9 protein-coding genes are annotated in these 15436 nt (G+C 73.6%); 8 read left to right on the top strand and 1 reads right to left on the bottom strand.

All coding sequences use genetic code 11. From position 1 onward, the window contains the following. The first annotated feature begins 207 nt into the window (after positions 1–207). The gene (locus tag MUB56_RS22110; RefSeq protein WP_244929168.1) at positions 208–1503 is read left to right on the top strand and encodes a Wzz/FepE/Etk N-terminal domain-containing protein; all 1296 of its coding nucleotides are present in this window, start codon (positions 208–210) and stop codon (positions 1501–1503) included. Positions 1504–1554: 51 nt separating this feature from the next. Here the strand turns inward: MUB56_RS22110 and MUB56_RS22105 are convergent, their stop codons facing one another. Then, entirely contained in the window at positions 1555–4254 is a 2700-nt protein-coding gene (locus MUB56_RS22105; protein WP_244929167.1) for an exopolysaccharide biosynthesis polyprenyl glycosylphosphotransferase, read from the bottom strand. Positions 4255–4349: 95 nt separating this feature from the next. On the opposite strand from MUB56_RS22105, the gene MUB56_RS22100 reads away from it, so the two are divergent. The 7 genes from MUB56_RS22100 to hemW all read left to right on the top strand — a co-directional run bounded on the left by MUB56_RS22100 (position 4350) and on the right by hemW (position 15425). Beyond that, positions 4350–5261, top strand: a complete 912-nt coding sequence (locus tag MUB56_RS22100) for an aminoglycoside phosphotransferase family protein (RefSeq protein WP_244929166.1) — start codon at positions 4350–4352, stop codon at positions 5259–5261. Between the two features lie 185 nt (positions 5262–5446). Continuing rightward, positions 5447–7270: an AMP-dependent synthetase/ligase gene (locus MUB56_RS22095; protein ID WP_244929165.1), complete on the top strand. Its 1824-nt coding sequence runs from the start codon at positions 5447–5449 to the stop codon at positions 7268–7270. A 182-nt stretch (positions 7271–7452) separates the two neighbouring features. After that, positions 7453–8154 (top strand): hypothetical protein, encoded by a 702-nt coding sequence (locus MUB56_RS22090; RefSeq protein WP_244929164.1) that lies wholly within the window; start codon positions 7453–7455, stop codon positions 8152–8154. Further along, positions 8154–9695 (top strand): DNA polymerase Y family protein, encoded by a 1542-nt coding sequence (locus MUB56_RS22085; protein ID WP_244929163.1) that lies wholly within the window; start codon positions 8154–8156, stop codon positions 9693–9695. The genes MUB56_RS22090 and MUB56_RS22085 overlap by 1 nt, the downstream gene beginning before the upstream one ends. A gap of 12 nt (positions 9696–9707) precedes the next feature. After that, complete coding sequence (locus MUB56_RS22080) at positions 9708–13109, top strand: error-prone DNA polymerase (RefSeq protein ID WP_244929162.1); 3402 nt, start codon at positions 9708–9710, stop codon at positions 13107–13109. Positions 13110–13242: 133 nt separating this feature from the next. Further along, complete coding sequence (locus MUB56_RS22075) at positions 13243–14166, top strand: 3,4-dioxygenase subunit beta (protein ID WP_244929161.1); 924 nt, start codon at positions 13243–13245, stop codon at positions 14164–14166. Positions 14167–14198: 32 nt separating this feature from the next. Further along, the gene (gene hemW / locus MUB56_RS22070; protein ID WP_244929160.1) at positions 14199–15425 is read left to right on the top strand and encodes a radical SAM family heme chaperone HemW; all 1227 of its coding nucleotides are present in this window, start codon (positions 14199–14201) and stop codon (positions 15423–15425) included. The last annotated feature ends 11 nt before the right edge of the window (positions 15426–15436 follow it).

The raw sequence follows: 15436 nt of genomic DNA, 5'->3' as shown, positions 1-15436 counted from the left end.
TCGGCACGCTGCCGCCTGAGCAGGTCGGCGACCGCCCGGTCGCGCTTCCGGGTCCCGCTCCCCGCCGATCTCGGACCGCTACCCGCGAACCCACGACGAGCACAACCGATCGAGGCGCCCGTGACCCGGTGCGCCTGCCCAGGAGAACCGAGCGTGGGACGACCTCCCACGCTCCGATGCGCGTGCCCCGGCACGCAGTGGAGTGACATGAACCTGAGCGAATTCGGCGCGACCGTGTGGCGGCACAAGCTCCTCGTGCTCCTCGTGCTGCTCGTCACCGGAGGCGCCGCGACCGTCGGGCTGTGGGCGGCGCCGCGCACCTACACCGCGACCGCCACGGTCGCCGCCGTGGAGGATCCGGCCAACCCGGTGGGGGTGGAGGACCCCGACTCGCTGCGCGGGACGATCGCCGAGCTGGCCAACGCCCGTGACGTGGTCGACGACGTCCGTTCGCAGCTGAGCGTCGAGAGGTCGACCGAGGAGCTGCGGCGCGAGATCACCGGGCAGTGGGTGGAGGGCACGATCCTCGTCCGGGTCACGGTGCAGGACGAGGATCCGCAGATCGCGGCCGAGATCGCCAACCTCGTGGCGGACGCGCTGCCCTACTACGACCCGACCTCCGGCTCGTTCCTCGTCACGGTGAGCAACCCGGCGGTCGCGCCCCGCACCTTCTCGAGCCCGGACCTGCTGCTCGGTGCCGGGATCGCCGGGGTGCTCGGCCTCGTCCTCGCGATCGGGGCGGCGCTCCTGCGCGACCGTCGTACCGCCACCGTGGCGGACCAGCGCGAGGCCGAGGCGGCGGCCGGCGTGCCGGTGCTGGCGAAGGTCGCTCGCCCCCGCGACTCCACGAGCCTGCCGTCGCTCTATCCCGGTACGGCGGCCGCCGGCGCGTTCCATCGCCTGCGCATCGCGCTCGAGGCGGAGGCGAGCGCCGAGTCGGTCGACCTGCTCGTGGTCGCCGGGGTGACCCAGGACGACGCCAGCGTCTGGCTGGGCGCGAACCTCGCGGTGTCCCTGGCCGTCGCCGGTCGCCAGGTCCTGCTGGTCGACGGCCGGCTCGGCACGCAACACGGGCGCCCGATCGCCACCGCGCCCGGCACAGCCGGTCTGTACGACGTGCTGACCGGGGCCGACCTGAGCGACGGGCTCAGCGAGGGACCGGTCGAGGGTCTCCGGGTGCTGCCGGCGGGCGAGTGGGGCGGCGAGCCCACCGAGCGGCTCCTGGAGACGCGCTTCGCGGCGGTCATGCGGGAGGCCACGCGGCGCTTCGACGTGGTGGTGGTCCTGGCCCCGGCCCTCGACGTGTGCGACGACGCCCGGGTGATGGCGGCGGGCGGGTCGATGGTGCTGACCGTGCCCTCGGGGGCGGTGTCGCCCGAGCAGCTGCACCGCGCGGCGGAGCGGGTCCGGTCGGTCGGCGTACGGCTGCTCGGGACGGTGCTGCTGACCAAGCAGGTCGCCTGGACCGTCCGGAGCGCCCGGGCCTCCCGGGCCGCGGCCTGACCCGGCCGCCGGCCGCGTCCCGGGCCGGAGCCTGACCCGGCCCGCCCGGGCTCAGGCCTCCGGGACCGCCGCGGCGAGCACGCGTGCCTGGCGCGGTCGCCCGAGCTCGCCGGGGCGGGACGACGCCGGCAGGAGCTCGGGCGCCCGGCCGGTCATGGCGAGGGGCTGGAGGGCGACCAGGACGTCGCCCTCGCCGCGGGCGTTGCGGAAGTGACGCATCGTCTGCCGGGCGATCTCGCGGGCCGAGGCGCGCTCGTCGTGGTGGGCCTCGACGTGGGCGCGGCCCACCGCCCCCTCCGCGGTCGTCCCGGCCGGGTCGACGAGGCGGGCGGCGATGCTGTCGGCGAGCTCGCGGACGTCACCGACGTCGACCAGGGCACCGGCGCCCCGCGGGACGCTGTCGAGCATCCCCGTGGCCTGGGTCGCCACGACGCTCCGACCCGCTGCCATCGCCTCGATCGGGGCCACGGCCATGCCCTCCCAGTGCGACGGCGCGGCGACAACGTCGGCGGCGGCGAGCCACTCGTCGACGTCCCCGCGCCGCCCGACGAGCAGGACGCTGTCGTCGACCGCCGCCCGCTCCTGCAGGACGGCGCGGTCGGGCCCGTCGCCGACGAGCACGAGCTGGGCGGCGGGCACCCGCTCGAGCACCCGGGACCACGCGTCGAGCAGATCGGCCTGGCCCTTCTGCGGTGACAGGCGGCCGACGCACACGACGGTCGGTACGTCGGGCAGGCCGAGCCGGCGGCGGGCGGCACGACGCGCCGCGTCGCTCCTCGGGCGGAAGTGCTCCAGGTCGACGCCGTTGTGGGCGACGGCGGCCGAGACCATGATGCCGTGCTTCTCGCCGACGATCTGCTCGCCCCGGCTCACGCACACCAGCTCGGTGGTCCAGCGCTGGGCGTACCGCTCCCAGCGGATGGCGGCCCTGCGCATCGGGCCGCGCGCGGCTTCGAACGACCAGGCGTGCGGCTGGAACATCGTCGGCACCCGGCCGCGCAACGCCAGCCGGCCGGCGAGTCCCGCCTTCGCGCTGTGGAGGTGGACCACGTCCGGACGGACCTGGCGCACGATCCGCCGCAGCCGGCGTACCTCGGCGGGCAGGGTGGGTCCGGGACTGCGTCGGGCCTCCCACCGCACGACCCGGGCCCCGGCGTCGTGGGCGGCGTCGGCCAGCCAGCCGTCCGCGGGACAGGCCACGGTCACGGTCCAGCCTCGGGCGACCTGGTCGCGCACGTAGCCCACCAGCACGGTGGCCACCCCCTCGGTGGTGGGCATGGAGACGTGGAGGACCTGCGGGGCGACGGTGGGTCCGGGGATCGGCCGGGGGGCGCCGGGCCCGGCGTCGGGCGCGGCGGGCAGCAGGGCGAGCGGCCGGTCGCCACCCGGTGCGGGCCGGGCCAGGGTGCGGGCGGTGCGGAGCAGGATCTTGACGTCCGTCCACAGCGACCAGTTCTCGATGTAGTGGTTGTCGAAGCGGACCCGCGCGTCGATCGGGGTGTCGCCGCGCAGGTCGTTGACCTGGGCCCACCCGGTGAGGCCGGCGGCGACCCGGTGCCGGTCGTCGTACCGCTCGTGCGTGCGGGCGAACTCCCGCACGAAGAACGGCCGCTCGGGGCGAGGGCCGACCAGGCTCATGTCGCCGCGCAGGACGTTCACCAGCTGGGGGAGCTCGTCGAGGCTGGTCCGACGCAGGAACCGGCCGACCCGGCCCAGCCGCGCGTCGTGGTCGATCGACCAGGCCGTCGCGCTCTCCTCCTCGGAGGCGGGCTTGAGCGAGCGGAACTTGTAGAGCTGGAAGGGCCGGCCGTGCCGGCCGATGCGGAGCTGCTTGAAGATGATCCCCGGCCCGGTCTCCAGCCGGACGGCCAGGGCGCACACGAGCAGTACCGGGGCGAGCAGCAGCAGCGCGAGGCCCGACACGCTGACGTCGAGGGTCCGCTTCGCGAGCAGGGTGAGGGGGCGCATTCCCCAGCGGCGCAGCCGCATCACGGCGACGTCGCCGACCACCTCGACCCGGCGGTGGTGGTCGAGGCCCATCATCTCGAAGAACCGCGGCACGACGAAGACCTGGTAGTCCTGCTCCAGGCAGCGGCGTACGACGTCGATCGTCCGGGCGTCGGGCTGGCCGGGGAAGGCGAAGACGACGTCGTGGACGCCCAGGTCGGCCATCGCCGCCTCGAGCCGGTCGATGCTCCCGAGGTAGGGGACCGGCAGGTCACGGGGGTCGATCTCCGGGGCGGAGTCGATGATCCCGACCGGGTACAGACCGTGCTGCGGCCGGGCCAGGAAGGTCTCGGCGAGCCGGACCCCGACCGTCCCGGCGCCCACGACGATCGCCGGGTGCGCGCTGCGACCGCTGCGCCGTCGGGCATGGGCGAGCGCGTAGACGGCGGTCCGCAGCACGACCATCGCCACGAACGCGGCCCCGGCCGTCGCCGCCATCTCCAGCGCGGTCGGCAGCGCCTCGGGACGACGCGGGTCGAGCGCCACCACCGCGGTCGTCGCGACCGCGGCCGCGACGGCCACCTTCGGGACGTCCTCGATGACCGACAGCACCAGGCGGGAGCGGTGCAGGCCCGCGCCGGCGGCCGTGAGCACCGCGGCCACCGCGCCCGCCAGCACCACCAGCGGCGCGCGGTCGGGCCGGAGCGCCAGCGCGACCAGTGCGACGGCGAGTGGATCCACCAGGACGAGCAGCGGACGGATGCTGCCGAGCGGCGGAAATAGATCAAGAGCACGTGCGCGCATTGCGGGACCCCCCAGTACCTGGTCAGCGGCGACAGGGGAGTCATGCCCCGTGGGGGGCGGTTCGGAAACCCTTTCGGCCCTGCCAGGATGACCGGGTGCCTGTGCGCCTCCCCACGTTCGTGCTCGGTTTCGCCGCCCGGGGTCCGGCGTGGGCGGCCTGGGTCGAGCGACTGCCCCGGCTCGTCGACGACGTGCTGGCCGAGTGGGAGCTGACCGGCGACGGCGAGCCGATGCACGGCTGGACCGCGCTGGTGCTCCCGGTCCGCGACCGCGACGGCACCCCGGCCGTGCTGAAGCTGGTCTGCCCCGGGGTCCCGGGCGGCGACGAGGAGGAGCACGAGGCGCTGGCCCTGCAGCGCCTCGGTGGCAACGGTGCCGTGCGGCTGCTCCGCGCAGATCCCGGGCGCCGGCTGCTGCTCCTCGAGCGGCTGCACCAGCGCGACCTCACCGAGGTCTGGGACCTCGAGGCCTGCGAGATCGTCGGCGGTCTCTACGGTCGGCTGCACGTGCCCGCACCGCCCCAGCTGCGGCTGCTGACGTCGTACGTCGGGCGCTGGACCGACCGGCTCGCCGAGCTGCCCCGGGACGCGCCGGTCCCGCACCGGATGGTCGAGCAGGCGGTCTCCCTGGGACGCGACCTGGTCGCGGACCCGGCCAGCACCGGGACGCTGGTGCACACCGACCTGCACTACGAGAACGTGCTCGCCGGCGACCGGGAGCCGTGGCTCGTGATCGACCCCAAGCCGGTCAGCGGCGACCCGCACTACGAGGTGGCCCCGATGCTGTGGAACCGCTGGGCCGAGCTCGAGGGCGATGTCCGGGGCGGGATGCGTCGGCGCTTCCAGGCCGTGGTCGACGCCGCGGGCCTCGACGAGGACCGGGCCCGGGACTGGGTGGTGGTCCGGATGCTCCACAACGCGCTCTGGGAGCTCGAGGACCACCCCGACGCGCCGGACCGCGCGTGGCTGACGACCTGCGTCACGGTCGCCAAGGCCGTCCAGGAGTGATTGGCGGATCGCCGGGGACGAAGCCGCGACGGCCGGACGGGCCAACGTCGGGTCACGATTCCGGACACGCTCGGGTGATCGGGTTACCCGCGAGTTGCGAGTGACGTAGGTTACTCCGCAATAGCCGCGCTTGGGAGGGTGCCGGGGACCGCCAGCCTCCCTCCGCCATCCACTGCAGGAGTGACATGCCCGCGAATCATGACACGAGCTTCGTCGACCATCTCGAGCCCAATGTGGCCGTGCAGTTCCTCAACCGGGTGGCGGCGTCGCCCGGCAACGAGGCCTTCCGGTTCCCGCGCGGCGAGGCCTGGGAGTCCGTGACCTGGCAGCAGGCCGGAGACCTCGTCTCGCGGCTCGCCGCCGGGCTGCTCTCGCTCGGGATCGAGTCCGAGCAGCGGGTCGGCATCGTGTCCGGGACCCGCTACGAGTGGATCCTCGCCGACCTGGCGGTGATGTGCGGCGGAGCTGCCACCACCACCGTCTACCCGACGACGAACGGCGAGGACACGACGTACATCCTCGCCGACTCCGAGTGCCGGGTCGTGTTCGCCGAGGACGACGAGCAGGTCGCCAAGCTCCGTGAGCACAAGAACGAGCTGCCCCACGTGCTGAAGGTCGTCACCTTCGACGGGACCGCCGACGGCGACTGGGTGATCAGCCTGGACGCGCTGGCCGAGCTCGGCGACGCCTACCTCGCCGAGCACCCCGACGTGATCGAGCAGACGGCGAAGTCGATCGCACCCGAGCAGCTCGCGACGCTGATCTACACCTCCGGGACCACGGGCAAGCCCAAGGGCGTCCGGCTCAAGCACAGCTCGTGGGTCTACGAGGGCGCGGCGATCGAGGCGCAGCACATCCTGCACGAGGACGACCTGCAGTTCCTGTGGCTGCCGATGGCGCACTCCTTCGGCAAGGTGCTGCTCTCCGCCCAGCTGGCCTGCGGCTTCGCGACCGCGATCGACGGTCGCGTCGACAAGATCATCGAGAACGTCGGCATCGTGAAGCCGACCTTCATGGGAGCCGCGCCCCGCATCTTCGAGAAGGCCCACGGCCGGATCGTCACCATGCAGGCGGCCGAGGGCGGCATCAAGGAGAAGCTGTTCCTCAAGGCCTTCGAGGTCGGCATCAAGGTCGACAAGCTCAAGCGCGAGGGCAAGAGCGTCCCGCTCCTGCTCAACCTGCAGCACGGGCTGTTCGACAAGCTGGTCTTCAGCAAGGTGCGCGACCGGTTCGGCGGCCGGGTGCGGTTCTTCATCTCCGGGTCGGCGGCGCTGAACTCCGAGATCGCGGAGTGGTTCCACGCCGCCGGCATCCTCATCCTCGAGGGCTACGGCATGACCGAGAACGCCGCGGGCGCCACGGTCAACCACCCCGACCAGTACAAGATCGGGACGGTCGGTCCCGCCCTGCCGGGTGCGGAGGTGCGGATCGGCGAGGGCGACGAGGTGCAGCTGCGCGGGCCGCACATCATGGAGGGCTACCACAACCTGCCCGAGGAGACCGCGAAGGCGTTCACCGAGGACGGCTGGCTGCGCACGGGCGACAAGGGCAGCCTCGACGCCGACGGGTTCCTGACCATCACCGGCCGGATCAAGGACCTGTTCAAGACCTCCGGCGGCAAGTACATCGCCCCCTCGGCGATCGAGTCGAAGTTCAAGGCGATCTGTCCCTACACCAGCCAGTTCATGGTCTTCGGCAGCGAGCGCAACTTCGTCGTCGCCCTGGTCACCCTCGACCCGGACGCGATGGCGGGTTGGGCCGAGGAGAACGGCATGGCCGGCGCGTCGTACACCGACATCGTGTCCTCCGACGCGGTCAAGGCGATGGTCGCCGGGTACGTCGACGAGCTCAACGCCAAGCTCAACCGCTGGGAGACCATCAAGAAGTGGGAGATCCTCGACCACGACCTCACCATCGAGTCCGGCGAGCTCACGCCGTCGATGAAGGTCAAGCGCAACATCGTCGAGGGCAACAACTCCGACCGGATCGCGGCGCTGTACACCTCCTGAGAAGGCGAGGAGCTCGCTTCGCTCGCGGTTGTCCGGGCTGCTCGCGCAGCAGTAGGTGGTGACGGTTGCCTGAACGCCGAGTCAGCAGAAACAGTGGGCCGAGTCGGCACTACTTCTGCTGACTCGGCGTTCACTGATGGCGACCGGATTGACTCCTTCGAACAGGTGTTCGATGATGGGGTGTGTCCGCAGCCGCCGCCTCGCTGAGCCCCGATCAGCCCCCTGATCTGGCGGTGCTCCGCGAGCGGATGCAGCGGATGGCCGGGGGGATGCCGCGGGTGCCGGTGTCGATGCACCCGGCGCTCTCCGGGGTGGTCCAGCTGTACGCCGGTGCCAGCTACGAGGTCGACGGACTGGGCCTGGCGATGGCGCTGCTGGCCGGGCCGTCGCGGGCCGGGGAGTGGTGCGCCGTCGTCGGGATCCCCGACTTCGGGGCCGAGGCCGCGGCCGAGACCGGGGTCGAGCTCGCCCGCACCGTGCTGGTGCCCGAGCCGGGGGAGCAGTGGCTGGAGGTCACCGCCGCCCTCGTCGACGTCACGCCCGTGGTGCTGCTCCGGCCGGGCGGGCGGGTCGCCCCGTCGGTCGCCGAGCGGTTGGGAGCCCGGCTTCGCAAGCGCTCCGCGGTGCTGCTGGTCCAGGGCGACTGGCCGCGCAGCGAGGCCCGGATCGGCGTCGAGGAGCCGGCCTGGTCGGGGCTCGGCCAGGGGCACGGCCACCTCCGGGCGCGTCGGGTCGCGGTCACGGTGCGGCGCGGGACCGCCCCGGCGCGGGGCACCGACCTCTGGCTGCCCGACCCCGCGGCCGGCGTACGACGGGCGACGCCGGAGGCGGTCCCGATCACGGCCGCTCGCAATGCCGCTCCCGACAGCAGGGAGGCGGGCTGATGCTCGGCCGGGTGCTGGTCGTGTGGTGCCCCGACTGGCCGGTGGTGGCCGCGGCCACCGAGGCCGGGCTGCCCGGCAAGCTGCCGGCGGCGGTCTTCCACGCCAACCTGGTCCAGGCCTGCAACGAGCCCGCCCGCGCCCTGGGCGTACGACGGGGGATGCGCCGGCGCGACGCGCAGGCCCGGTGCCCCGAGCTCGCCGTACTCCCCGCGTCGCCGGAGCGCGACGCGCGCGCCTTCGAGGACGTGCTGGTCGCGGTCGAGGAGATCCGGCCCGGGATCGCGCCGCTGCGGCCGGGGCTGGTCGCGCTGCGCTCGCCCGGCCGGTTCTACGGCGGCGAGGCGGAGGCGGGGGCGGTGCTCGCCGAGCGGCTGGTCGCCCTCGGGGTCTGGGACAGTCGCGCAGGGGTGGCCGACGAGCTGTTCACCGCCGAGCAGGCGGCGCGGCGGGCGGGATCGCAGGAGAGCCTGGTGGTGCCCGCGGGCGGGTCGGCGGAGTTCCTGCGTGCGCTGCCCGTCGACGTCCTCGACGAGCCCGACGCGGTGAGCCTGCTCCGCCGGCTCGGCCTGCGCACCCTGGGCGACCTGGCCCGGCTGCGGGCGGCCGACGTCCGCGACCGGTTCGGCAGCCACGTCGCCTGGGTGCACCGGGTGGTCGCCGGTGGCGGCTCGGTCCACCTCCCGACCCGCACCCCGCCCCCCGAGCTCGAGCGTCACGTCGACTTCGAGCCGCCGCTGGACTCCGCCGAGACGATCGTCTTCAGTGCCCGTCGTACCGCCGAGGCGTTCGTGGCGGGCATCGCCCGGCAGGGCCTGGTCTGCACCGAGGTGCGGATCGAGGCCCGCTGCGAGGGCGAGGACCCGCAGGGCCGGCCGGCCTCGGCCCGCACCTGGCTGCACCCCCGGTTCTTCACCGCCTCCGACCTGGTCGACCGGCTGCACTGGCAGCTGGGCGGCAGCTTCCGGGCCGGCGAGGTGCGCTCGCCGATCGAGCGGGTCCGGTTCGTCCCCGAGACCGTCGTCCCCGACGCCGTGCACGCCGACGTGCTCTGGGGCGGCACCGACGAGCGGGTCGAGCGGGGCATCGCGCGCGTGCAGGGGATGCTCGGCCACGACTCCGTCGTCGTCCCGGTGCTGCAGGGCGGCCGCGGCCCGGCCGACCGGCAGGCCTGGGTGCCCTGGGGGGAACGGGCGACCGGGCTCCGCCCGACCGGGCCGCCGTGGCCCGGCAGCCTGCCGCCGCCCGCGCCGTCCCGCGTGCTGCGCACGCCCTGGGCGGCCGAGGTCGCCGACCGCGCCGGCCGGCCGGTCGCGCTCGACGACCGCGGCGCCCTGACCGGCGAGCCGGCCCGGTTCTGCCCGGGCCCCGACGAGGACCGGCAGCCGGTCGCCGCCTGGGCAGGACCGTGGGTCGTCGAGGAACAGTGGTGGGAGTCCGGCGGTCGACGGGTGGCCCGGTTCCAGCTGGTCGGCGTCGACGGCCGGGCCTGGCTGCTCACACTCGACGGCAACGTCTGGTGGACAGAGGCGGCCTATGAGTGAGCAGAGCGACTGATGGGCTGGAACAACCCCGCCAACATGTCCTGGGGCGAGCTGGAGGCGCGGCTCTCGGGACGGCCGCGCCCGAGCGTTCCCGAGGCCCCGATCTCGACGCGCAAGCACCGCCGGGAGCAGGTCGTCGTCACGCGCCCGTCCGGCCCGCTCACGCCGTACGCCGAGCTGCACTGCCACAGCAGCTTCAGCTTCCTGGACGGGGCCAGCGGGCCGGACCACCTGGTGATCGAGGCGGCTCGACTCGGCCTGCACGCGTTGGCGATCACCGACCACGACGGCTTCTACGGCGCCCCGCTGTTCGCCGAGACCGCCCAGCTGCACGACCTGCGCACGGTCTACGGTGCCGAGCTCTCGCTGGGGCTCAGCAAGCCGCAGCTGGGCGTGCCCGACCCGGAGGGCAGCCACCTGCTGGTGCTGGCCCGCGGGGTGGAGGGCTACCACCGGCTCGCCGCGGCGATCACCGACGCCCAGCTGCGCGGCGACGAGAAGGGCCGGCCGCTCTATGACCTCGACGAGCTCGCCGAGCGGGCCGGCGGTCCCCACGACGGCCATTGGTTGGTGCTGACCGGCTGTCGCAAGGGCACGGTCCGCCAGGCGCTGACGGCCCACGGCTCCCGGGCCGCCGCGGCCGAGGTCGACGCGCTCACCGGCCGGTTCGGTGCCGAGCACGTCGCGGTGGAGCTGACCGACCACAGCTTCCCGCTCGACTCCCGGCACAACGACCTGCTGGCCGCGGTCGCCGCCGAGCGCGGGCTGCCGGTGGTGGCCACCAACAACGTCCACCACGCGACCCCGGAGGGGCACCGAACCGCTGCCGCGATGGCCGCCGTACGGGCCCGGCGCAGCCTGGCGGAGATGGACGGCTGGCTGCGCCCCTCGGGAGCGGCCAGCCTGCGCTCCGGCGACGAGATGGCCCGCCGCTTCGCCCGGCATCCCGGTGCCGTCGCGCGCAGCGTCGTACTCGCCGACGAGTGTGCGTTCGACCTGCAGAAGGCCACCCCGAGGCTGCCCAAGAACGGGATCCCCGAGGGGCACACGCCGATGAGCCGACTGCGGGAGCTGACCGAGCGCGGCTTCGCCGAGCGGTACGCCGGCACCCCGCACGAGGCGGACGCCCGGACCAAGGTCGAGCACGAGCTGACCGTCATCGAGCGCAAGGACTTCGCCGGCTACTTCGTGATCGTCCACGACATCGTCGAGTTCGCACGCTCGCAGAGGATCCTCTGTCAGGGCCGGGGGAGTGCGGCGAGCTCGGCGGTCTGCTACGCCCTCGGCATCACCGCGATCGACCCGGTCTTCTACCGGCTGCCGTTCGAGCGGTTCATCTCCTCCCATCGCGACGAGGAGCCGGACATCGACGTCGACTTCGACTCCGACCGTCGTGAGGAGGTGATCCAGTGGGTCTACGACACCTACGGGCGCCACAACGCCGCCCAGGTCGCCAACGTGATCGGCTACCGCCCCAAGATGGCGATCCGCGACGCCGCGAAGGCGCTCGGTCACGCGCCCGGGCAGCAGGACGCCTGGTCCAAGCAGGTCAGCTCCTGGACCGAGGTCACCGCGGGTGACGACGTACCCGAGCAGGTGGTCGCCCTCGCCAACGACCTGCTCGGCGCCCCTCGCCACCTCGGCATCCACTCCGGGGGCATGGTGCTCACCGAGCGGCCGATCGGCGAGGTGTGCCCGATCGAGCGGGCCCGGATGGACAAGCGCACGGTGCTGCAGTGGGACAAGGACGCCTGCGAGTTCATGGGGCTGGTGAAGTTCGACCTGCTCGGCCTCGGGATGCTCTCGGCGCTCGACCACATGATGCGGATCTCGGAGACCCACCTGGGCGAGCCGTGGGAGCTGAGCACGATCCCGAAGGAGGAGCCGGCAGTCTTCGACATGCTCTGCCGGGCCGACTCGATCGGGGTCTTCCAGGTCGAGAGCCGGGCCCAGATCGGCACCCTGCCGCGGCTCCGGCCGCGCACCTTCTACGACCTGGCCATCGAGATCGCGCTGATCCGGCCCGGCCCGATCCAGGGCGGTGCCGTGCACCCCTACATCCGCCGCGCCACCGGCCGCGAGCCGATCACCTACCCCCACGAGGACCTGGTCCCGGTGCTGGAGCGCACCCTCGGCGTCCCGCTCTTCCAGGAGCAGCTGATGGACATGGCCAAGGCCATCGGCGACTGCACCCCCGACGAGGCCGACCTGCTGCGTCGGGCGATGGGCTCCAAGCGCGGGGTGGAACGGATCGAGAGCATCAAGGAGAAGCTGTACGCCGGCATGGCCCGCCGCGGGATCCACGGCGAGGACGCCGACTCGATCTACCTGAAGATCCTGTCCTTCGCGAACTTCGGCTTCGCCGAGAGCCACTCGCTGTCCTTCGCCAAGCTGGTCTACGCGAGCTCGTGGTTCAAGCTGCACTACCCCGGCGCGTTCCTGGCCGCGCTGCTGCGCGCGCAGCCGATGGGCTTCTACTCCCCGCAGTCGCTGGTCGGCGACGCGCGCCGGCACGGCGTCAGCGTGCTCCGACCCGACCTGGCCAGCTCCGCCGCCACCGCCGACCTGGAGCTGCTGCCGGGTGCCGCACCCGGCTCCACCGGGCTGACGGAGTGCCTCGAGGACCACCCCGAGCGCACCGAGTTCGTCGAGGGCACGCCCGACCCGACGCCCGCCCACCGCCGAGACACCTCGTACGCCGTCCGCCTCGGGCTGGACTCCGTGCGCGGCATCGGCACCGCCGTCGCGGAGCGGATCGTCGCCGCTCGTGCCGATCGGCCCTTCGCCGACCAGCTCGACCTGTCCCGCCGGGCCGGGCTCGACGCCCGGCAGCTGGAGGCGCTGGCCACCGCCGGGGTGTTCGAGAGCGCCGGGCTGAGTCGACGGCGGGCGCTGTGGAACGCCGGCTGGACCGAGCGCGACGACCAGCTGGAGGGGCTGCAGCTGACCGCCGAGGCGCCGATGCTGCCCGAGATGGACGCCGTCGAGACCACGATGGCCGACCTCTGGGCCACCGGGATGACTCCCGAGGCGCACCCGTTCGTCCACCTGCGCGACCGGCTGCGGGCCGGCGGGATCCGGACGGTCACCGACCTGGCGGAGGTCGGGTCGGGCCGGCGGGTCAGCGTCGCGGGGATGATCACCCACCGGCAGCGGCCCGGCACCGCCGGCGGGGTCACCTTCCTCAACCTCGAGGACGAGACCGGGATGCTCAACGTCATCTGCACCGTCGGGGTGTGGCGGCGCTACCGCGAGGTCGCCACCACGGCGGCCGGGATGGTCATCCGCGGCGTGGTCGAGCACGAGGACGGAGCCACCAACCTGCTCGCCGACCGGCTCGGCACCCTCGAGGAGGTCGACCCCGACGCCGGCCGAGCGCTGCGGGCCCGGCACCGCTCGCGCGACTTTCACTGATCGGGGACAGGGCCACCGTCGCGGGTCGGCTGGGGGGCTCGACAACGTCAGGACCTCGTCCTTCCTGCTCGGCCACCGGGTCCTCACGCGGCATGCACAGGGGACGCACAGACTCCCGAGCTTCGATGTCCTCATGAACCACCACGACCACAGCCACGGCCACGACGGCGAGCTCGAGGACCACGACCTCGGCCTCTCCCACGACCTGCCCCGGATCGTCGAGCGCAACCGGTTGGGCCGGCGCGGGATGCTCTCGATCTTCGGCGGCGTCGGGGCCGCGGCCGTGCTCGCGGCCTGCTCCTCGGACGGCGGTACGACGATCAGCTCGCCCCCCGGCGCCGCTCCCTCCGGGGGTCCCGGCGGAGCACCGCCCGGCGGTGCCCCGCCCGGCGGCGGTCCGATGGGCGCCGAGTCCGACGTCGAGGTCGCCGACGGCGAGATCCCCGAGGAGACCGCCGGGCCCTACCCGGGTGACGGCTCCAACGGTCCGAACGTGCTGAGCGAGTCCGGCATCGTCCGCAGCGACCTCACCACCAGCTTCGGCGACGCCTCCGGCGTGGCCCAGGGTGTCCCGACCACGGTGCGGCTGAAGGTCCACGACCTCAACGGCGACGACATCACGGTGCTCGCCGGCGCGGCGGTCTACCTGTGGCACTGCGACCGGGACGGCAACTACTCCCTGTACTCCGAGGCGATCGCCGACGAGAACTACCTGCGCGGCGTCCAGGAGACCGACGCCGCCGGCCTGGTGGAGTTCACCACGATCTTCCCCGCGGCCTACTCCGGCCGCTGGCCGCACATGCACTTCGAGGTCTACCAGAGCCTCGCGGACGCCACGACGTACACCAACAAGCTGCGCACCTCCCAGCTCGCGATCCCCGAGGACGTCTGCGGCGCCGTGTACGCGACCGAGGGCTACGAGCAGAGCGCCACCAACATGGAGCAGACCCCGCTCGAGAGCGACGGCATCTTCTCCGACGGCTACTCCCTGCAGATGGCCAAGGCGACCGGCTCGGTGGCGCAGGGCTACACGCTCACCCTCAACGTCCCGATCTGACCGGTCGCCCCACCCTGGGGGATGATGGGCGGATGCCGTCCGCCCTGCCCGCCGGAGACCCCGTCCCGGAGGACGGGGCCCTTCCCGAGACCGCCCTCGCGGAGCTCGGACGGCGACCGTTCGGCTTCTACGTGCACGTGCCGTTCTGCACGGTGCGGTGCGGCTACTGCGACTTCAACACCTACACCGTCGAGGAGCTCGGACCGGTCGGCGGAGCTCCGGGCGCCTCGCGTGCGACGTACGCCGAGGCCGCGATCGCAGAGGTACGCCGGGCCCGCGCCGCCCTGGGCGACGTCGACCTTCCCGTCTCGACGATCTTCTTCGGCGGCGGCACTCCGACGCTGCTCAGCCCGGCCGACCTCGGGTCGGTGGTGGCCGCGATCGCCGGCGAGTTCGGGCTGGCCGACGACGTCGAGGTCACCACCGAGTCCAACCCCGACAGCGTCGCGCTGTGGGACCTGGAGGAGCTGCGCTCGGTCGGCATCAACCGGATCTCCTTCGGCATGCAGTCCGCGGTCGACCACGTGCTGAAGGTGCTCGAGCGCACCCACGACCCGCTTCGGGTGCCCGCGGCGGTCGAGTGGGCCCGCGCGGCCGGCTTCGAGCAGATCAGTCTCGACCTGATCTACGGGACGCCGGGGGAGAGCATCGCCGACTGGGAGACCTCCGTCGAGGCGGCCCTGGCCTGCGCGCCGGACCATGTCTCGGCGTACTCCCTCATCGTCGAGGAGGGCACGGCCCTCGCTCGTCGGGTGCGGCGCGGCGAGCTGCCGATGCCCGACGAGGACGACCTGGCCGACAAGTACCAGCTGGCCGACGAGCGGTTCGGGGCCGCCGGGCTCGGCTGGTACGAGGTGTCGAACTGGTCGACCGGTCCGGACACCCGCTGCCGCCACAACCTCCTGTACTGGACCGGCGGCGACTGGTGGGGCGTCGGCCCCGGGGCGCACTCGCACGTCGGCGGGGTGCGCTGGTGGAACGTCAAGCACCCGGCCGCGTACGCCGACCGGCTGGCCGCCGCTCGCAGCCCCGCCCACGCCCGGGAGCTGCTGAGCGAGGAGGACCGGCGGGTGGAGCAGGTGCTCCTGGAGCTGCGACTGCGCGACGGGCTGCCGGTGGCCGTGCTCGACCGCGCGGGCCGGGCCGCGGTGGCCGGCCTGGTCGGCGACGGGCTGCTCACCCTCGAGGTCGAGCGGCTGGTGCTCACCCCCCGCGGCCGGCTGCTCGCCGACGCCGTCGTGCGCGCCCTGCTGCCCTGAGCGGCACTAGG

It is taken from the genome of Nocardioides sp. W7 (assembly GCF_022919075.1).
GTDB lineage: Bacteria > Actinomycetota > Actinomycetes > Propionibacteriales > Nocardioidaceae > Nocardioides.
Note: the sequence above shows the minus strand (reverse complement) of the source record. Positions and strands in the feature narration are given on the sequence as shown.